The sequence below is a fragment of the Jiangella ureilytica genome (genome assembly GCF_004348545.1).
In the GTDB taxonomy this organism is placed as follows: Bacteria; Actinomycetota; Actinomycetes; order Jiangellales; family Jiangellaceae; genus Jiangella; species Jiangella ureilytica.
Map to the genome: position 1 here is coordinate 71,211 of NZ_SMKL01000004.1, position 19,629 is coordinate 90,839.

At 73.7% G+C, this 19,629-nt stretch carries 12 protein-coding genes; 9 read left to right on the forward strand and 3 right to left on the reverse strand.

Annotated elements, in window-relative coordinates:
- The first annotated feature begins 13 nt into the window (after positions 1-13).
- From E1212_RS02845 to E1212_RS02865, 5 genes are read left to right on the forward strand one after another with little or no spacing between them, the layout of a single operon-like run.
- Positions 14-2,785 carry a glycosyltransferase gene (locus E1212_RS02845; protein WP_131978815.1) on the forward strand — a complete coding sequence of 924 codons (2,772 nt, stop codon included), beginning with the start codon at positions 14-16 and terminating at the stop codon, positions 2,783-2,785.
- Between the two features lie 11 nt (positions 2,786-2,796).
- A complete protein-coding gene (locus tag E1212_RS02850) occupies positions 2,797-3,396 on the forward strand; it encodes an acyltransferase (RefSeq protein ID WP_131978961.1) in 600 nt (199 codons plus the stop codon).
- Positions 3,393-4,484, forward strand: a complete 1,092-nt coding sequence (locus E1212_RS02855; protein WP_131978818.1) for a DegT/DnrJ/EryC1/StrS family aminotransferase — start codon at positions 3,393-3,395, stop codon at positions 4,482-4,484. Before E1212_RS02850 ends, E1212_RS02855 begins: the two co-directional genes overlap by 4 nt.
- Positions 4,484-5,476, forward strand: a complete 993-nt coding sequence (locus E1212_RS02860; RefSeq protein WP_131978821.1) for a Gfo/Idh/MocA family protein — start codon at positions 4,484-4,486, stop codon at positions 5,474-5,476. Before E1212_RS02855 ends, E1212_RS02860 begins: the two co-directional genes overlap by 1 nt.
- 21 nt (positions 5,477-5,497) lie before the next feature.
- The gene (locus tag E1212_RS02865) at positions 5,498-6,655 is read left to right on the forward strand and encodes an acyltransferase family protein (protein WP_131978824.1); all 1,158 of its coding nucleotides are present in this window, start codon (positions 5,498-5,500) and stop codon (positions 6,653-6,655) included.
- Here E1212_RS02865 and E1212_RS30675 read toward each other — a convergent pair.
- Together E1212_RS30675 and wecB are read right to left on the reverse strand one after the other, a co-directional pair.
- On the reverse strand, positions 6,576-8,765 hold the full coding sequence (locus tag E1212_RS30675) for an acyltransferase family protein (protein WP_131978827.1): 2,190 nt from the start codon (positions 8,763-8,765) through the stop codon (positions 6,576-6,578). The two genes, E1212_RS02865 and E1212_RS30675, sit on opposite strands and share 80 nt — an antisense overlap.
- Positions 8,762-9,832 carry a non-hydrolyzing UDP-N-acetylglucosamine 2-epimerase gene (gene wecB, locus E1212_RS02875; RefSeq protein WP_131978830.1) on the reverse strand — a complete coding sequence of 357 codons (1,071 nt, stop codon included), beginning with the start codon at positions 9,830-9,832 and terminating at the stop codon, positions 8,762-8,764. The genes E1212_RS30675 and wecB overlap by 4 nt, the downstream gene beginning before the upstream one ends.
- Before the next feature lie 110 nt (positions 9,833-9,942).
- Here wecB and E1212_RS02880 point away from each other — a divergent pair, with 110 nt between their 5' ends.
- The 4 genes from E1212_RS02880 to E1212_RS02895 all read left to right on the forward strand — a co-directional run bounded on the left by E1212_RS02880 (position 9,943) and on the right by E1212_RS02895 (position 18,352).
- Positions 9,943-11,253 carry a nucleotide sugar dehydrogenase gene (locus tag E1212_RS02880; RefSeq protein WP_131978833.1) on the forward strand — a complete coding sequence of 437 codons (1,311 nt, stop codon included), beginning with the start codon at positions 9,943-9,945 and terminating at the stop codon, positions 11,251-11,253.
- 172 nt (positions 11,254-11,425) lie between these two features.
- Complete coding sequence (locus E1212_RS02885) at positions 11,426-14,047, forward strand: glycosyltransferase family 4 protein (protein ID WP_131978836.1); 2,622 nt, start codon at positions 11,426-11,428, stop codon at positions 14,045-14,047.
- A 136-nt stretch (positions 14,048-14,183) separates the two neighbouring features.
- Positions 14,184-16,178 (forward strand): FG-GAP-like repeat-containing protein, encoded by a 1,995-nt coding sequence (locus E1212_RS02890; RefSeq protein WP_131978839.1) that lies wholly within the window; start codon positions 14,184-14,186, stop codon positions 16,176-16,178.
- 11 nt (positions 16,179-16,189) lie between these two features.
- Positions 16,190-18,352 carry a SpoIID/LytB domain-containing protein gene (locus tag E1212_RS02895; RefSeq protein ID WP_131978841.1) on the forward strand — a complete coding sequence of 721 codons (2,163 nt, stop codon included), beginning with the start codon at positions 16,190-16,192 and terminating at the stop codon, positions 18,350-18,352.
- Between the two features lie 381 nt (positions 18,353-18,733).
- On the opposite strand, the gene E1212_RS02900 is transcribed toward E1212_RS02895, so the two are convergent.
- Positions 18,734-19,621, reverse strand: coding sequence for a glycosyltransferase (locus E1212_RS02900; RefSeq protein WP_238992227.1), 888 nt, complete (start codon positions 19,619-19,621; stop codon positions 18,734-18,736).
- Between the last annotated feature and the right edge of the window lie 8 nt (positions 19,622-19,629).

Consider the following 19,629-nt stretch of genomic DNA (forward strand, 5'->3'; position numbering starts at 1 on the left):
CACCGGGGACGGGATGCCGCCGCGGCTCGACGCGCCGGTGCGGCTGCTGGTCGGCCCGGCCAACTTCGCGGGTCAGGGCACCCGCTGGGCACGGGCCGTCGAGGACCGCGTGCCCACCACGAAGGCGACGTCGTTCGCCTTTCTCAAGGGCGTCCTCGACTACCCCGTCGACTACGGCATCCCGGCGGGCACCTACCGGCGCAGCCGCCGCTGGCAGCTGAACTTCTACAACCACGTGGTGCGCAACTACACGCACGTGCTGATCGAGGCGTCACGGCCGATCTTCGGCACCATGCACGGCCAGGACGCGTCGTTCGACATCCCGTACCTGCTCGGCAAGGGCCTGAAGGTGGGCCTCATCGCCCACGGCTCCGACGTGCGCATCCCCAGCCGCCACGTCGAGACCGAGCCGTGGTCGCCGTTCCCCGACCTCGAGGACGAGACCGTCGAGCTGCTCGAGCGCAACTCCACGCGCGCGGTCGAGCTGTTCACGTCGTACCCGGGCCCGGTCTACGTCTCCACGCCCGACCTGCTCGACTACGTGCCCAACGCCGTCTGGTGCCCGGTCGTCGTCGACATCGAGACGTGGCGCAGTGACGCCCCGGTGCTCGAGCACGAGCGGCCGGTGGTGGCGCACGCGCCCAGCAAGTCGGCCATGAAGGGCTCCGAGCTGATCGACCCCGTCATGGAGAGCCTGGCCGAGCGCGGGCTCATCACCTACCGCCGGGTCGAGGGTGTCGACCCCGCCGACATGCCCGAGGTCTACCGCGACGCCGACATCGTCGTCGACCAGTTCCGCGTCGGCAGCTACGGCGTGGCGGCGTGCGAGGCCATGGCCGCCGGCCGGGTCGTCGTCGGCCACATCGCCCAGCACGTCCGCGACCGCGTGGTCGCCGACACCGGGCTCGAGCTGCCCATCATCGAGGCCACGCCCGACACCATCGAGCAGGTCGTCCTCGACCTCATCTCGCACCCCGAGCGCGGCCGCGAGGTCGCCGAGCGCGGGCCGGCCTTCGTCGAGCAGGTGCACGACGGCCACCGCTCGGCCGAGGCGCTGGCGGCGTTCGTCGAGCAGCCGAGCACGGTGCCGGCCGAGTGGAAGCCGTCCTGGATCCGGCCCAAGGTCGTCATGATGGCCGGCAACGACATCATCCCCGACGCTCGCGTGCTCAAGTACGCGCAGACGGTCGCCAACTGGGACCTCGACGTCACCTGCATCGGCATCCCCGGACGGCGCCTCAAGGGCGCCCGCGAGCTGGGCAAGGTGCACGTCCTGTGCCCGCCCATCCAGTCGAAGGTGCTGGTCACGGGGTGGCGCAAGCGACTGGCCAACCTCAAGCCGTGGTTCACCACCGAGGCCGAGTACACGCTGGCCTACGGCCGCTGGCAGTACGCGAGCCGCGAGCTGCGGGGCGACCGCGGCCGCGACCGCCGCGACCGCGAGCGCGCCGGCGGCGTGTCGGCGGTGCGCGGTCCCCGCAAGCGCTCCGCCCGCGAGCGGCTGCTGCGCGCGGCGCGCTGGCGCTCCCTGCGGCTGCACCGGGCCGTCCTCGACGCCCGGGCGTACCCCGTCCGGCGGGCCAAGCGCAAGGTCGACCTCACCGACATGGGCATCGGCAAGCGGCGCGAGCGGCTGCTGGCCCTGTACCGGTACCTGCCGTCGGGGCGCTGGCGCCGGGTCATGCCCGAGCTGGTCGACCAGGAGCTGTCGCTGGGCCCGCTGCTCGACCGCATCCAGCCCGAGGTCATTCACGTGCACGACGTGTTCATGCTCGGCATCGCGGCGCGCGCGGCGCACCGGGCGGCGCTCGACGACCGCACCATCAAGATCATCTACGACGCGCACGAGTACATCCCCGGCGTGCCGGTGGTGGCGCCGCGCCGGGTCGCGGCCTACAGCGACCTCGAGCGCGAGTTCATCCACGACGCCGACCGCGTCATCACGGTGTCCGAGCCGCTGGCCGGCTGGCTGCAGCGCGACCACCACCTGGCCAGCCTGCCCGACGTCGTCCTCAACGCGCCCGTCGAGCCGCCCGCCGACGCCCAGGTCAAGGACCTGCGCAAGCAGCTGCGGCTGGACGACGACGTGCCTCTGCTGGTCTACGGCGGCGGCGTCAACCGCGCCCGCGGCGTCGGGACGGCCGTCGAGGCGCTGCCGCAGCTGCCCGGCGTCCACCTCGCCATCGTCGCCCGGGCCAACTCCGTCACCGCGGAGCTGCAGGCGCGCGCCGTCGAGCTGGGCGTGGGCGACCGCGTGCACCTGGCGCCGTTCGTCGACGCCGAGGTGGTGCCGCTGTACCTGCGCTCGGCCACCATCGGGCTCAGCCCGCTGCTGCACGCGCCCAACCACGACATCGCCGTCACGAACAAGTTCTGCGAGTACATCGCGGCCGGGCTGCCCATCATCACGAGCGACACCCCGGCGCAGGCCGACCTGGTGACCGAGCTCGACCTCGGCGCGGTCTACACCGCCGGCGACGTCGGCGGCCTCGTGCGGGCGGTCCGGGCGGTGCTCGCCGACCACGAGCGCCTGGCCAAGCGCATCGCCGACGACCCCCAGCTGCGGCACCGGTTCTCGTGGGCCGCGCAGGCCGAGGTCATCCGGTCCGTGTACGCCGAGGTCATGGAGAAGCTGCCCGACGCCGCGTGGGCGCCCGGGGCCACCATCGTCAACCGGCTGATCCCCGACCCGCCGGAGCTGCCGGAGACGAAGTGGCGCGCCTTCAAGAACGCCGCGCGCGGCGCCGAGGGCGACCAGAGGACGACGCGGGAGGCGAAGCGGTGAACGTACGCATCATGGCGTCGGCCGACGTCGACGACAGCGCCGAGATCGGGGCGGGCTCGTCGGTCTGGCACCTGGCGCAGGTTCGCGAGAAGGCGGTTCTCGGCCGCGACTGCGTCATCGGCCGCGGCGCCTACATCGGCACCGGCGTGCGGGCCGGCGACAACTGCAAGGTCCAGAACTACGCGCTCGTCTACGAGCCGGCGGTGCTCGAGGACGGCGTGTTCGTCGGTCCCGCTGCGGTGCTGACCAACGACACCTTCCCGCGGGCGGTGAACCCCGACGGCTCCGCCAAGAGCGCGTCCGACTGGGACGCCGTGGGCGTCACGCTGCGCGAGGGGTGCTCCGTGGGCGCCCGCGCGGTCTGCGTCGCTCCGGTCACGGTGGGCCGATGGGCTACGGTAGCCGCCGGAGCCGTCGTCACCCGCGACGTTCCCGATTTCGCGCTGGTGGTGGGTGTGCCGGCGCGGCGGGTCGCGTGGGTGGGGCGCGCCGGCGTTCCGCTCGAGGACGCCGGCGGCGGCAGCTGGCGTTGCCCGCGCACCGGCGAGCAGTACATCGAAGAGCACGGGCACCTGCGAGAAGCCGGGAAGAGCACGGAGGACAACGCATGAGCACCAGCCCGATCCCTGCCGCGAAGCCGATCATCGGCGACGAGGAGCGCGAGGCGGTCGACCGCGTCCTGCGCAGCGGCATGATCGCGCAAGGCCCCGAGGTGGCGGCCTTCGAGCAGGAGTTCTCGGCCGAACTGGTGGCCGGGCGCGCCTGCGTGGCCGTCAACTCCGGCACGTCGGGCCTGCACCTGGGCCTGCTGGCCGCGGGCGTCGGACCGGGCGACGAGGTCATCGTCCCGTCGTTCACGTTCGCCGCCACCGCCAACTCCGTCGCGCTCACCGGCGCCACCCCGGTGTTCGCCGACATCGAGCCGCGGCACTTCTGCCTCGACCCGGCCGCCGTCGAGGCCGCCGTCACCGAGCGCACCGTGGGCATCATGCCGGTGCACCTCTACGGCCACCCGGCCGACCTGACGGCGCTCGGCGACATCGCCCAGCGGCACGGCCTCAAGATCTTCGAGGACGCCGCCCAGGCCCACGCCGCCACCTGGAAGGGCGCGCCGGTCGGCTCCTTCGGCACGTTCGCCATGTTCAGCCTCTACCCGACCAAGAACATGACGTCGGGCGAGGGCGGCATGGTCAGCACCGACGACCCCGAGGTCGAGCGCCGGCTGCGGCTGCTGCGCAACCAGGGCATGCTGCGCCAGTACGAGAACGAGCTGGTCGGCGTCAACAACCGCATGACCGACATCCACGCCGCCATCGGCCGGGTGCAGCTGACCAAGCTGGCCGGCTGGACCAAGCAGCGGCAGGAGAACGCGGCCTTCCTCGACGCCAACCTCGACGGCGTCGTGGTGCCGCCGGTCTCGGAGCACGCGACCCACGTCTACCACCAGTACACCGTGCGGGTGCCGGGCGACCGCGACGGCTTCGCCGCGGCGCTGCGCGACGAGCACGGCGTCGGCTGCGGCGTGTACTACCCGATCCCCAACCACCGGCTGCCGTCGTTCGGCCGCGACCTCGACCTCCCCGAGACCGAGAAGGCCGCGGCCGAGGTCATCTCGCTGCCGGTGCATCCGTCGCTCAGCGCGGGCGACCTCGAGCGCATCGTGACGGCCGTCAACACGCTGGCAAAGGCGGGTGCCTGATGACGAATCTGCGAGCCGGGCTGGTCGGCCTGGGCATGATGGGCCGCCACCACGCGCGGGTGCTGCGCTCCCTCGACGGCGTCGACCTCGTGGGCGTGTCCGACCCCGCCGGCGACCCCCACAAGGTGGCCGGCGACCTCACGGTGCATCCCGACGTCGACGCGCTCATCGGCGTCGGCCTCGACTACTGCGTCGTCGCCACCCCCACGGCCTACCACGAGGAGATCGGCCTGGCCCTGGCCTCGGCCGGCGTGCACGCGCTCATCGAGAAGCCGCTGTCCAAGGACAGCGAGGGCTCGGCCAAGCTGGCGGCGGCGTTCCAGGCGGCCGGCCTGGTGGGCGCCGTCGGCCACATCGAGCGCTACAACCCCGCCCTGCAGAGCCTGCGCGCGCGGCTCATCGACGGCGAGCTCGGCGACATCTACCAGATCATCACCCGCCGGCAGGGCCCGTTCCCGGCCCGCATCGCCGACGTCGGCGTGGTCAAGGACCTCGCCACGCACGACATCGACCTCACGGCCTGGGTCGTGGGCTCGCCGTACGTGTCGGTGGCGGCCCGGACGGTGCACAAGAGCGGCCGCGAGCACGAGGACCTCGTCGCCGTCACCGGCCAGCTGGCCGACGGCACCGTCACCAGCCACCTGGTCAACTGGCTGTCGCCCATGAAGGAGCGCGTCACCATCGTCACCGGTGACCGCGGCGCCTACATCGCCGACACCCTGCACGCCGACCTCACGTTCCACGCCAACGGGTCCATCCCGACGGCCTGGGACGACCTCGCCCAGTTCCGCGGCGTGTCCGAGGGCGACGTCGTGCGCTACGCCATCGCCAAGCCGGAGCCGCTGCGCACCGAGCACGAGGCGTTCCGCGACGCCATCCTCGGCAAGGAGACCGACATCGTCACCATGCAGCAGGGCCTGGCCACCGTCGAGGTCGCGGAGGCCGTGCTCGCCTCCGCCGCCGACGGCAGCACGGTGCGGCTGCCCCACTAGGCACGGACGAAGCGACCACCGGTGCGCCACGGCACGGTGCGCTCCGATCTCGGCGGGCTCCCGGACACGGGGGCCGGTCGGCTCGCGTGGGTCGACATCGCGAAGACCGCCGCCATCGTGCTGGTGGTCTTCTACCACGTGGGCCGGGTCGGCCTGGGGGTCGCGCCCGGCACCGTCGGCCCGGCCACCCGCCCGTGGCTCGACCTCAACATGGTGCTGGTCCCGGTGCGCATGCCGGTGTTCTTCCTGGTGTCCGGGCTGCTGGCGGCGACGGCGGTGTCCCGGCCCTGGCCGCGGGTGCTGCGCGGCAAGGTGCTGGACCTGCTGTGGCCGTACGTGCTGTGGACGGTGGTGTTCGGCTTCGTCTGGGTGCAGACGATCCCCGACGACCCCGGCAGGTGGTTCGCGTACAACCTGCGCATGCTGCCCTTCGGCGGCCTGGCGTACTGGTACCTCAGCCTGCTCATCGTGTTCTTCCTGGTGGCGAAGGCGCTGCGGCACCACCCCGTCCCGGTGCTGGTGGCGACGCTGGTGCTGCTGGCGTCGTCGCCGGCCATCGGCACCTGGGTCGGCGCCAACGGCGACCAGTCGGTGACGGTCAACGTCATGCGGGTGTCGACGTTCGCGGTCTGGTTCTTCGCCGGCTGCTACCTGCCCGCGCTGGTGCGCCGGGTGGCCACGGCGGGCGGTCTGGGCGGCCTGGTGGCGGCCGCGGCGGGCTACACGGTGCTGGCGTACCTCTTCTACTACGACCACGCGCCCGGCGGCGTCGAGTTCTTCCTCGCCCCGGTGGGCGTGCTGGCGGCGGTGTGGGCCGCGGTGGCGATCGAGCGGTTCGGCTGGGTCCGCCGGTTGGCCGGCTACCTGTCGCGCCGGACGCTGGCCATCTACGTGCTGCACCCGCTGCTGATCCACGGCGCGGTGTGGGCGGCCCGCAGCTCGGGCGCCGACCCGCTGGGCGACCTCGACAACGGGGTGGTCGACTTCCTGTTCGTGCCCCTGTTCGCGGTGCTGGTGACGGCCGTGGCGGTGGGCCTGTACGACCTCGCCGGGCACGCTGGCATGGGCTGGCTGTTCCGCTGGCCCGTGCGCCCGCGGGTCAGTCCTGCTCCTCCGTCAGTGCCCGGTTCAGCCGTGCCCCCAGCTCCGGGGCCAGCGCCGCAGCGTACTCCCGCGTGAGGTGGCTGTAGTCGCGGTAGACGATGACGCCGCCCACCACCGGGTAGCAGTGGTCGTCGTCGCAGAACCGGTCGGTCAGGTCCAACAGGTGGACGCGGGGGTCGTCGGACTCGCCGGCGGCCACCGCGGCGGCGTCGTCGGGCAGGTCGCCGGCCGGCGTGGCGCAGTCGATCTCGTCGCCGGGGTGCGCCGACAGGCAGGTGGGCACGTACCCGCCCTGGGTGGGCGGCACGTCGCGGATGACGACGACGTCCTTGCCGGCCTCGGTCCACGCGTCCCAGACGGGGGCGAAGCCGTCGACCTCGGGATCGTCGAGCTCGGTGTCGCGGCCGTCGGTGAACTCGTAGGCGGTCGTGTACATCGAGGTGACGACGATGGAGACGGACGGGTCGGCGGCCACCTCGTCGCGGACCTCGCGCACCCACCGCTCGCAGCTGTCGCCGGCCTCGTCGGTCTGCTCGGAGTCGAGCACGCGGCGCGCGGAGGTGGGCGGGCAGGAGCTCTTGAGGTACGTGACGATGGTCCACCGGCTGGACTCGGCGACGAGCTCGAGGCCGGGCAGCCAGTGCGTGGCGTGGGAGTCGCCGACCAGCGCGATGACCCGCTTGGGGTCGGGCCCGGTGTAGCCCTTCTCGCAGCGGATGACGTCGGGCTGGGTGATGGCCTGCTGGCACTCCTGGTACTCCGAGCGCCGGTTCTGCTCGACGGCGACCTCGGGCAGCGGGATGAGCGGGCCGGAGCCGATGGGGTCGCAGCCGCTGTCGGGTGCGAGCGCCGCCGGCCCGACGCAGGGCTCGGCGACGGCGTCGGCGCCGAGGACGGCTTCGGCGCGGGCCTCGGCCTCGGACTCGCGGCGGTCGAGGTCGGTGTTGACGGCGACCGTGCCGGCGACGACGAGAGCCATGCCGGCGCCGGCGAAGGCGAACGCCCGCCACGGCGCCGCGGCCAGGAAGGTGCGGGTGCGCAGCGGGTCCTCGACGTAGACCTTGCTGAGCCAGGCCAGCACGAGGGTGGCGGCGAAGATGCCCAGCTTGTCGACGAGGCGCAGGTCGGTGCCGGTGACGTGCGGCAGCACGATGATGAGCGGCCAGTGCCACAGGTAGACCGAGTAGGAGATGTCGCCGATGAACGTGGCCGGGCGCCGGGTCAGCCACCAGTGCGGCGTGAACCGGCGCGACGTCGGGCCCGCGGCCATGACGGCCACCGTGCCGAGCACCGGCAGCAGCGCCACCCAGCCGGGGAAGAGCGTGGCGCCGTCGTAGAAGACGCCGGCGGCCACGATGGCGGCCAGGCCGGCGCCGCCTATCAGCGCGCGGACGATGCCGCGGCGGGCCGTCGGGAGGGCGAGCAGCGCGAGCAGCCCGCCGGCGGCGAACTCCCAGATGCGCGTGGGCGTGACGAAGTAGGCGGCCGCGGGGTCGGCGTAGGTGGCGACGACCGAGTAGACCAGCGACACCGCGCCGAGCAGCGCGATGCCGGCGGCGAGCAGCCGGCGCCCGGACCACCGGATCCACGAGCGCCGGCTCAGCACGACGATGCCCAGCACCAGCACCGGCCACAGGACGTAGAACTGCTCCTCGACCGAGAGCGACCAGTAGTGCTGCGCCAGCGTGGGCGCGTTGTCCTGGGCCATGTAGTCGACGGCGTCGCCGGCCAGGGCCCAGTTCTGCACGTAGAGGGCGCTGGCGGCGAGCTGGCGGGCGGTGGTGGCCCACTCCGTGGCCGGGAGGAAGGTGACCGTCGCCACCGCGCCCAGCGCCAGGACAAGCAGCGACGCCGGGAGCAGCCGCCGGATGCGGCGGGCCCAGAAGCGGTGCAGCGAGAGCGTGCCGGTGCGGACGGTCTCGCGGTGGATGTGGTCGGTGATGAGGTAGCCGGAGATGACGAAGAACACGTCGACGCCGACGAACCCGCCGCTGAGCTGGGCCGGCCAGAGGTGGAAGAACACCACCAGCAGCACGGCGACGGCGCGCAGCCCCTGGATCTCGGGACGGTGCCGGGCCACGCCCGCGCCCGTGGTGGCCTGCCGCCGTCGTTCGGCCGGATGGGGTGCGACCGCCGGAGCCGGGTCGGGGACGTGGTCGGGACAAATCTGCGCGTCTGTGCTCATGCGGGGCGTCCGCGGACCAGTTCCTCGACCACCTGCGTGGCGGCGTGGCCGTCGCCGTACGGCGTGCCCTGGGGGGCCGACGGGAGCGGCCGGGCGACGGCGTCGGCGAGGTCGGCGGGCTCGGGCACCAGCACGTTCCAGCCGTCCCGCAGCGTCTCGAGCCACTCGGTCTCGGTGCGCAGCGTGCTGCACGGGCGGCCCAGCAGGTAGGCCTCCTTCTGCAGGCCGCCGGAGTCGGTGACGACGCTCGCCGCGTGCAGGACGGCGGCGACCATGGCCGGGTAGGGCAGCGGCTGCGCGGTGTGCAGCGAGCTGCCGGGACGATCGAGGTCGATGCCGAACTCGCGGCAGCGGGCCACCAGCCTGGGGTGGGCCAGCAGCAGCACCGGCACGGGCAGCCCGGCCAGCGCGTCGACGACGGCGGTGAGCCGCTTGGCGTCGTCGGTGTTCTCGGCGCGGTGGATGGTGGCCGCGACGTAGCCGCCCGGCTCCAGCCCGGCCGGCAGCCGCGGCGGGGTGTCGCGCACGGCGTCGCGGACCCGGAAGCACACGTCGGTCATGACGTCGCCGACCCGGACGGTGCGCTCGGCCAGGCCCTCGCGGGCGAGGTTCGCCACGGCGACGTCGGTGGGCGCGAGCAGGAGATCGGCCGCATGGTCGGTCAGTACCCGGTTGTGCTCTTCGGGCATCGCCCGGTTGAACGAGCGCAGGCCGGCCTCGAGGTGCGCGATGGGCAGGTGCAACTTGACCGCCGCGACCGTTCCGGCGAGGGTGGAGTTGGTGTCGCCGTAGACGAGAACCCAGTCGGGGCGGCGCTCGGCCAGCACGCCGTCCAGTGCCGCGAGCATGGCGCCGGTCTGCGTGCCATGGCTGCCCGAGCCGATGCCCAGGTGCACGTCGGGCGCGGGAATGCGCAGGTCGGCGAAGAACACGTCGGACATGTTCGTGTCATAGTGCTGCCCCGTGTGCACGATGACGTGCTCGTGCCCGCCCGCCGTCAGCGCCTCGGCTACAGGAGCGAGCTTGACGAATTGCGGGCGGGCTCCGACGATGCTGAGCACCTGCATGGAAGACCGTCCTCGAAACACCTGGCACGACTCAGACATGGGCAAGGCCGCGAACCAACCCCGGTAGCCTATACGCCGGACCGCATCCGCCATCACGACCGAGGTCATACGTGAGAATCACCGTCGTCGCCCTGGGCAAGATAGGGCTGCCGCTCGCCGTCCAGTTCGCCACCAAGGGTCACGAGGTCATCGGCGTCGATGTCAACCGGACCGTCGTCGACCTCGTCAACAAGGGCGAGGAGCCCTTCCCCGGCGAGGACCAGCTGGCCGAGAAGCTGTCCGAGGTGGTGGGCGCCGGGCGGTTGCGGGCCACCACCGACTACGCCGACGCCGTCCCCGGCAGCGACGCCGTCGTGCTCGTCGTGCCGTTGTTCGTCGACGACACCACCGGTGAGCCCGACTTCGGCTGGATGGACTCCGCCACGCAGTCGCTGGCCGAGAACCTCACGCCGGGCACGCTGGTCTCCTACGAGACCACGCTGCCGGTCGGTACCACCCGGAACCGGTGGAGACCACTCATCGAGAAGGTCTCCGGCCTGACCGAGGGCACCGACTTCCACCTGGTGTTCTCGCCCGAGCGCGTGCTCACCGGCCGGGTCTTCGCCGACCTGCGCAAGTATCCCAAGCTCATCGGCGGTCTGACGCCGGCGGGTGCGGAGCGGGCGCGCTCGTTCTACGAGGCCGTCCTCGACTTCGACGAGCGCGCCGACCTCCCGCGAGGCAACGGCGTCTGGGACCTCGGCAGCGCCGAGGCGGCCGAGATGGCCAAGCTCGCCGAGACCACCTACCGCGACGTCAACATCGGCCTGGCCAACCAGTTCGGCCGGTTCGCCGCCGCCAACGGCATCGACGTCTTCCAGGTCATCGAGGCGTCCAACTCCCAGCCCTACAGCCACATCCACCGCCCCGGCATCGCCGTCGGCGGGCACTGCATCCCGGTGTACCCGCGGCTGTACCTGTGGACCGACCCCGACGCCACCGTCGTCCGGGCCGCCCGCGAGGCCAACGTCGGCATGCCCGAGTACACCGTGGGCCTGGTCGAGGCCGCGGCCGGCGGCTCGGTCGACGGCCTGCGCGTGGTCGTCCTGGGCGCGGCCTACCGCGGCCGGGTCAAGGAGACGGCGTTCTCCGGCGTCTTCCCGACGGTGGCGGCGCTGCGCGAGCGCGGGGCCGACGTGCTGGTGCACGACCCCCTCTACACCGACGACGAGCTGCGCGGGCTGGGCTTCGAGCCGTACCACCTCGGCGAGCCGGCCGACGCCGTCGTCGTCCAGGCCGACCACCCCGAGTACGCCGAGGTCGGCTCCGCCGACGTGCCGGGCGCGAAGGTCCTGGTCGACGGCCGCGACGTCACCGACGCCGCCCGCTGGGACGGCGTCACGCGCATCGTCGTGGGCCGGGCGGCCTCCTCACCCGCATGACCCCGCCGACCACTGGTGATCATGGAGAGATCGGGCGTCCCGGCGACCCGGAACCCCGACGTCTCCATGATCAACGGTGGGTGGGGGCGCGGGCCGGTCGGCCGCTGTGCGTTCGGCGCTGGTCTTGTCAGTGCCCGTCCCTAGGGTGGGACCCAGCCGAACGGGGCGGGGCATGACCACCTCGCCGGAGCAGCGGTCTGCCGCGAGCGAGGGGCAGCCTCGCCGGCCGGGGGCGGGCCGCACGCACGTCGTCATGCTGGTGGCCAACGACGTCGTCACCGACAGCCGGGTCAAGAAGGAGGCGCAGGCGGTCGCCGACGCCGGGCACCGGGTCACCGTGCTGGGCGTCGCCGCCGACGGGCGCCGGTCGCTCGAGCTGATCGGCGACGTGCTGGTGGTGCGGGTGCCGGTGGCGTTCCAGCTGCGCGACGAGCGCGACCGCAAGCGCCGGTCGCACCGCGACTGGCGCCCGCCGTTCGTCGGCTATCCGGTCAAGACGGCGCAGGCGGCGCGCAAACAGGCGCTGAAGGCGCGCCGCGCCGAGCTGGCCGGCCGGACCCGCGGCGCGGGCGCCAGGCTGGCCGGGCTGCGGCTGACCGCCGCCGAGCGGGCCGCCTGGCTGCGCGCCGGCATGGGCAACCGCGCCGACAAGGCGTTCCGGTTCGGCTGGCGGGCCTGGGACGGCGTCGCAGCCCGCACTCCGTGGCCGGCCCGCTGGCGCCTGGTGCACCCGCAGGCCTACGACTACGAGCTCGCGTTCGGCCCGCTGCTGGACCAGCTGGCGCCCGACGCCGTGCACGCGCACGACATGCACGTCATCGGCGTCGCGGTGCGCGCGGCCGAGCGGGCCCGCGCGGCCGGCCGGCGTCTGGCGGTCGTCTACGACGCGCACGAGTACGTGCCCGGGCTGTCGCGCTACGGCGCCCGCACGCCACGGTTCATCGCCGCCTGGGCCAACCACGAGCGCGAGTACATCGGCCGCGCCGACCGCGTCGTCACCGTCAGCCCGGCCATCGCCCGCACGCTGCACCAGCGGTACCGCCTCGACCGCGAGCCCACCGTCGTCATCAACTCGCCGAGCATGACGGAGCTGACCGGCGACGACGTCCCCGGCCTGCGGGCGCGCACGGGCCTCGCGCCGGACGTGCCGCTGCTGGTCTACAGCGGCGGCGTCACCAAGGCCCGCGGCGTCGAGACGGCCGTCGAGGCGCTGCCGTCGCTGCCCGGCGTGAATCTGGCCGTCGTGTCGGTGCCGCACATCGACATCGCGCCGGTCGAGCAGCTGCGCGCGCTGGCCGCCCGGCTCGGCGTCCAGGACCGCGTGCACGTTCTGAATCCGGTGCGCCCGCACGAGGTGGTGTCGTTCCTCTCGTCGGCCGACGTCGGGCTGATCCCGATCCTGCGCTACCCCAGCCACGAGATGGCGCTGCCGAACAAGGTCTTCGAGTACGCCTTCGCCGGCCTGCCGGTCGTCACCAGCGACATGCCGAGCCTGACGGAGTTCATGCACCAGTCCGGCATCGGCGAGGTCTACCGCGTCGGCGACGCCGCCGACCTCGCCGCCAAGGTGCGCACCGTCCTGGCCGACCCCGCGCCCTACCGCGCCCGGCTGGAGCGCCCGGAGTTCCGCCGCGAGGTCTCCTGGGAGGGTCAGGCGCAGCACCTGCGCGAGCTGTACGCGGACCTCCTGGGGGCGCCGACGGCGTCCGCCTCCGTCGCCGCCGTGGCCGCGGCCGCCACTCCGGCCCCCGCCCCGACGCCGCACCTGCTCATCGGCCCCTCCAACAGCGCCGGGCAGGGCTGGCGGTGGGCGCGCGCCGTCGAGCGGTACGCGCCGCCGGCGGTCGCCGAGAACCTCATGGCCGAGGCCGGCTCGTTCGCGTTCCGGGCCGACCACGTGGTGCCGGCCGAGCGTTTCCACCACGACGCCGCCTGGGTGGTCGAGTTCGCCGACCACGTGCTGCGCACCGTCACCCACGTGCTGTTCGAGGCCGCACGCCCGGTGCTCGGCCAGGCCCGCGGGCAGCTGTTCACCGAGGACCTGCCGACGCTGCGTGCGGCCGGCATCGCGGCGGGGGTCATCCTGCACGGCTCGGAGATCCGCGACCCGCGCCGGCACCGCGAGCTGTTCCGCTACTCGCCGTTCGGCGACCCCGACGAGCCCCTGACGCACAAGCTGCAGCAGGCCACGCAGGTGGTGCTCGGCCACCTGCGCGACTTCGACGGCCCCTGCTTCGTCACCACGCCCGATCTGCTCGAGTTCATCGACGACGCCCAGTGGCTGCCCGTCGTGGTCGACGTCGACGACCTCGCCACCGACCGGCCGGTATTGGAGCGGCGGCTGCCGGTCGTGCTGCACGCGCCGTCGCGGGGCGTGCTCAAGGGCTCCGCCGTCGCCGACCCCGTGCTGAGCGACCTGCAGGACCGCGGGCTGATCGAGTACCGGCGCGTCGAGGGCGTGGCGCACCCCGAACTCATGGCGCAGGTGCGAGACTCCGACATCGTGGTCGACCAGCTGCTGCTCGGGTCGTACGGCGTCATGGCGTGCGAGGCGATGGCGGCCGGACGGGTCACCGTCGGGCACGTCGCCGGACACGTCCGGGCCGCGATCCCGGCCGAGCTGCCGCTGATCGAGGCGACGCCGGACGATCTCGGCGCCGTCGTCGAACGGCTGGTCGCGGAGCGCGAGCCCGCCGTCAAGGCGGCGGCGGCCGGTCCGGACTTCGTCCGCCGGTTCCACGACGGCCGGGCCTCGGCGCGGGTGCTGGCGCCCTTCCTGGGCGTCGGCGACTGAACCAGGCCCGAACGGCACCGAACCGAATCGTCCGAACGATTCCGCCCAATCGGTTGCGTGACTCCTGTGACTGGTGAGACTGTTGATGCAACAGTAGCCATCTGAAGCATCGCACCTGGTCGGCGGGGGACGAGTCGTGAAGGTCACCACAGCGGGTCTGGCGGGGGCACTCGTCGCGTTCGCGATGGCGCCGGCCGTGCCCGCACCGGCCGCGCCGCTGACGCCGTCGCAGTCGCAGTCGCAGTCGCCCGAGGCGACCCTCACACCGTCGGCGACGGACACCGGGACGCCGTCGGCCACCGACACCCGCAGTCCGGAACTGCCCGCCACCGACGACCTGCAGACCATCGGCCTGCCGGTCGCCACCGGCGCGTTCGGGCGGCTGCCCAGCCTGCCGCCGGCGCCGGGCGCGGGTCCGCGCGAGCTGTCCGAGTTCGCCGCGCAGATCCCCATCGTCTACAGCGAGGAGTACACCGTCCGGCCGTTCCGGCTGGCGGCGGTCACCTGGACCGGCGCCGTCCCGGTGCGCGCGTGGGTGCGGGTGCGCTCCGAGGGCGCGTGGTCGCAGTGGTACGAGCTGCCGGGCGGCGACGACCATCAGCCCGACCCCGGCACGGCCGAGGCGGCGGGCGCGCGCAACGGGACCGATCCGCTGCTGGTGCCGGAGTCCGACGGCATCCAGGTGCGCGTCGACGGGGCGCGCTCGGGGTCGCGCCGGCCGGCCGACCTGAGGCTGGACCTCGTCGAGCCGGGAGCGGCGCCGGCCGCCGCCCGCGCCGACGCACCGCAGGTCGCCGTCAGCGGCGGGCCGTCGGTGTACAGCCGGGCGCAGTGGGGCGCGGACGAGACGCTGCGTGCCGAGGCGCCCAGCTACGGCGAGGTGCGCGGCGCGTTCGTGCACCACACCGTCAGCGCCAACGCCTACGACACCGCCGACGTCCCCGCGCTGATCAGGTCGATCTACGTCTACCACGTGCGGTCGCGGGGCTGGAACGACATCGGCTACAACTTCATCATCGACCGCTTCGGCCGCATCTGGGAGGGCCGCTACGGCGGCATCGGCCGCGCGGTCGTCGGCGCGCACACCCAGAGCTACAACGACGACGCGTTCGCCGCGTCCGCGCTGGGCACCTACGAGAACACCGCGCCGCGCAACGTCATGCTGGGCGCCTACGCGCGGCTGTTCGCGTGGAAGTTCCGCATCCACGGCGTACGCCCGCTGCGCCAGGTGAACTACGACGGCGAGGCCTGGCCGGCCATCGCCGGGCACCGCGACGCCGCCGCGACGGCCTGCCCCGGCGACGCCCTGTACGCGAAGCTGAACGTCATCCGGGCGGGCACGCTGCGGCAGATGGGCATCGGCGGCGACTCCACCGGCGGCCGCGACGTCAACGGCGGCGGCCGGTCCGACGTCATGGCCCGGCAGCGCTCCAACGGCTCGTTCTGGCTCTGGCCGGGTGGCACGGTCGCCGGGTTCGGCAGCCGCATCCCGTTCGGCACCGGCTGGTCGGCCATGGTCTCCGTCGCGCTGCCCGGCGACTTCGACGGCGACGGCCACGACGACGTCATCGGCCGGGCCGGCACCGGAGGGCTCTGGCTGTACTCCGGCCGGTCCGACCGCGGCTTCCTCTCGCAACGGCGCATCGGCACCGGCTGGGCCGCGTTCACCTACGTCATCGCGCCGGGAGACTGGGACGGCGACGGCCGCGCCGACCTCATCGCCCGCCGCCGCGACGGCGTGCTGGTGCTGTACCCCGGCGACGGCCGCGGCGGGTTCCTCGCGGCGCGCACCATCGGCACCGGCTGGGCCGGGTTCACCGCCATCGTCGGCTCCGGCGACTGGAACGCCGACGGCGCCGTCGACCTCATCGCGCGCCTGCCCAACGGCGTGCTCATGCTCTACCCGGGCACCGGCAGGGGCGGCTTCGGCAAGGCGCGCACCATCGGCACCGGCTGGGCCGCGTTCACCGGCATCGCCGCGGCGGGCGACGTCGACGAGGACTACGTGCTCGACCTCGTCGCGTGGAAGGCCGACGGCACCATGCTCCTCTACCCCGGCAGCGGGACGGGCGGTTTCCTGGCGAGCCGGGTCATCGGCTCCGGCTGGAACGCCTTCGACCTGCGCAGCTGAGGGCGGTCACGGTGGGTGGCGCGGCGCTGGTGCTGACGGCGCTGCTGATCGCATCGGCGACGGCGGCCCCGCCGGGCTCCGAGGTGACCCCGGCGGATCCGGGGCCGACGCCGTCGTCGCAGGTGCCGGCCGATGACCTGACGGAGTGGGCAGCTGAGGCGGAGGCCGAGGCGGCGCGGACCGTGCCGCTGACAGGCCTGCCGGACGACCTGCCCGTCGGGTTCGCCGACGAGGTGGACGTCCCGGTGGACCCCGCCGTCGAGGTGGTGCGCTGGCCGTCGTCGGGGGAGCTCGTGCTCGAGGGCCGCGGGTTCGGGCACGGCCGGGGCATGTCGCAGTGGGGCGCGTACGGCGCCGCTGTCAGCGGGCTGCGCTACGACGCGATCCTCGCGCACTACTACCGCGGCACGACGCTCGAGCGGCGCGACGACGTCCGGCTGCGGGTCCGCATCACCGCCGACGACGACGGCGAGACTCGTGTCGCGCCGGCGAGCGGGCTGACGGCGACCGCCGGCGACACCGCGCTGACGCTGCCGTCGTCGCTGGCGGGAAGCCGGGTGACGGCCTGGCGGGTGGTCCGCGACGGCGACCGGCTGGTCCTGCAGGGGCACGCCGGCGGCTGGCGGACCACGGCCATCGGCGGCGCCACCGCGCACGCCGGGCCCATCGCGTTCACGACGCCGGCCGGCGCCGTCCGTCTGGTCCTGGGCTCCACCCATCGCGAGTACCGCGGCGCCGTCGAGGCCGTCGCGACCGGGTCGGGCGTCGGCACGCGGGTGGTCGCCTCGCTGGAGTCGTACCTGCGCGGCGTCGTGCCCGCCGAGATGCCGGCGAGCTGGCCCGCACCGGCGCTGCAGGCGCAGGCCGTCGCCGCCCGCACCTACGCGCGCTGGCAGCGCACCGAGGAGCCCGGCACCTGGTACGACACCTGCGACAGCACCGCCTGCCAGGTCTTCAACGGCGCCGCCGACTACACCGCCGGCGGCGAGCTCATCCGCCGCTATGACCACCCGGCCAGCGACGCCGCCGTCGGCGCCACCGCCGAGCGGATCCTGCTCCACGAGGGCAGTCCCGCGTTCACGCAGTTCACCTCCGCCAACGGTGGCTGGACGGTGCGCGGCTCGCGGCCGTACCTGACGTCGTTCGCCGACGAGTACGACGGCGTCGTCTCCGGCTCGCCGCACCGCTGGCGCACGACGCTGACCGCGCGCGCGGTCGCGGCGGCCTTCCCGCGCGTGGGCCGCCCCGTCGCGCTGCGGGTCACCGGGCGCGACGGCCACGGCGCCTGGGGCGGTCGGACGACGTCGGTGGTCGTGGTGGGCGCCGAGGGGTCGGCCGAGGTCAGTGGCGAGCGGTTCCGGTCGGCACTGGGTCTGCGCAGCAGCTGGTGGCGGGTCAGCGGCGCCGCCGGCGCCGGGCACGACCTCACCGGCGACCGGCGCGCCGACCTGGTGGCGCGGCGCGCGGCCGACGGGTCGCTGTGGCTGTATCCGGGCAACGGCGCCGGCGGGTTCGGCGCGACGCGGCCCATCGGCACCGGCTGGCGCGGCATGACCTCGATCCGGGTCACGCCCGACTGGGACGGCGACGGGCGCTCCGACATCGTGGCGCGGTCGCGCGAGAGCGACCTGTGGCTGTACTCCGGCGACGGCGCGGGCGGGGTGTCGGGCCGTCCCATCGGCCAGGGCTGGTCGGGCATGAACGCGATCGCCACGCCGGGCGACTGGGACGGCGACGGCCGCGCCGACCTCCTGGCGCGGCGCGCGGCCGACGGCACCCTGTGGCTGTACGCCGGCGCCGGGCGGTCCGGGTTCGGCGACGTGCGGCCCATCGGCACCGGCTGGAGCGCCTGGAACCTCATCACCGGCACGTCCGACTTCGACGGCGACGGCCATGCCGACGTCGTGGCCCGGCGGCGCGGCGACGGCACGCTCTGGCTGTTCCGCGGCGACGGGCGCGGCGGGTTCGGCGCCGTCCGGCGGATCGGGCACGGGTGGGGCGACATGAACACCCTGGTGGCGCCGGGCGACTGGGACGGCGACGGGCGCGCGGACCTGATCGCGCGCAGCGCCGTCGACGGAGCGCTCTGGTTCTACGCCGGCAACGGACGCGGCGAGATCCGCACGGTGCGGCGCATCGGCACCGGCTGGACCGCCGTCGACGCGATCGGCTGACGCGATCGAGGGTTCCTCTCGGTGCGTCTCCACGTCCGTGGGTCGACTTCACTTCCGTGAGCCGTCTTCTGGTTGCGTATGGGAGCTCAGAAGACGGCCGGCGGCAGTGAAGACGGCCGGCGGCAGTGAAGACGGCCGGCGGTGGTGGAGACGGCCGGCGGTAGTGAGGACGGCGGGCGGTAGTGGAGACGGCCGGCGGCAGTGGAGACGGCCGGCGCTGGTGAGGACGGCCGGCGGCAGTGAGGACGGCCGGCGGGTGGTGAGGACGGCCGGCGGCAGTGGAGACGGCCGGCGGCAGTGGAGACGGCCGGCGGGGCCGTGTCGAGGGGGACTTCCCCGCTCCGGCAAGGCTTCTCTCGACGCCGGACGAGCGGGCCTGGCTCAGAGCCGTGACGCCGGCCGGCCCCGGCCGCCCGGGGCCGGGTAGCGCAGGTACGCCAGCCGGGCCGCCTCCTCGCGGCCGCGCCGGACCGTCTCGAGCAGGTAACCGATGCCGAGCGTCACGAACGCGATGATCGCGACGGCGGCCGCCAGGATCGCCGTCGGGAACCGGGGGACCAGGCCGGTCTGCAGGAACTCGACCACAACAGGGACGCCGAGCACCAACGCGACCACGCCGAACAACGCGGCCAATGCGCCGTGGAACAGCGTGGGCCGTTCGTGCCGGGTGATGTTGACCAGCCAGCGCAGGATTCGCCAGCCGTCGCGATAAGTGCGCAGTTTGCTCTCACCGCCGGCCGGGCGCTCCTTGTAGCCGACCGCTATCTCGGCCACAGGAACGCGCAGGTGCAGCGAGTGGATGGTCATTTCGGTCTCGATCTCGAATTCACGCGACAGTGCGGGGAACGATTTCACGTAGCGCCGTGAGAACGCCCGGTAGCCGCTGAGCATGTCAGTGATCTGGCGCCCGAACAGCGCACCCACCAGGCCGGTGAGGACGCGGTTGCCCAGGACGTGGCCGGGCCGGTAGGCGGCCTCGTCGGTGTGCGTACGGACCCCGACGACGTGGTCGTAGGGCCCGTCGAGCAGCACTTTGACCAGCATCGACGCGCACGAGGCGTCGTAGGTGTCGTCGCCGTCGATCAGCACGTAGACGTCGGCGTCGATGTCGGCGAACGCCCGGCGGACGACGTTGCCCTTCCCCTGACGCGACTCCGAACGCACGACCGCGCCTGCGGCGAGCGCCTCGGCGACGGTGGAGTCGGTGGAGTTGTTGTCGTACACGTAAATGGTCGCCTCAGGCAGGGAAGCGCGGATCTCGGTGACCACCGTCGCTA

Excerpts from the sequence above, each read along its gene's own strand:
- E1212_RS02845 (WP_131978815.1), top strand. The coding sequence starts at position 14 with ATGCCGCCGCGGCTCGACGCGCCGGTGCGGCTGCTGGTCGGCCCGGCC.
- E1212_RS02850 (WP_131978961.1), top strand. The coding sequence starts at position 2,797 with ATGGCGTCGGCCGACGTCGACGACAGCGCCGAGATCGGGGCGGGCTCG.
- E1212_RS02855 (WP_131978818.1), top strand. The coding sequence starts at position 3,393 with ATGAGCACCAGCCCGATCCCTGCCGCGAAGCCGATCATCGGCGACGAG.
- E1212_RS02860 (WP_131978821.1), top strand. The coding sequence starts at position 4,484 with ATGACGAATCTGCGAGCCGGGCTGGTCGGCCTGGGCATGATGGGCCGC.
- E1212_RS30675 (WP_131978827.1), bottom strand. The coding sequence starts at position 8,765 with ATGAGCACAGACGCGCAGATTTGTCCCGACCACGTCCCCGACCCGGCT.
- wecB (WP_131978830.1), bottom strand. The coding sequence starts at position 9,832 with ATGCAGGTGCTCAGCATCGTCGGAGCCCGCCCGCAATTCGTCAAGCTC.
- E1212_RS02885 (WP_131978836.1), top strand. The coding sequence starts at position 11,426 with ATGACCACCTCGCCGGAGCAGCGGTCTGCCGCGAGCGAGGGGCAGCCT.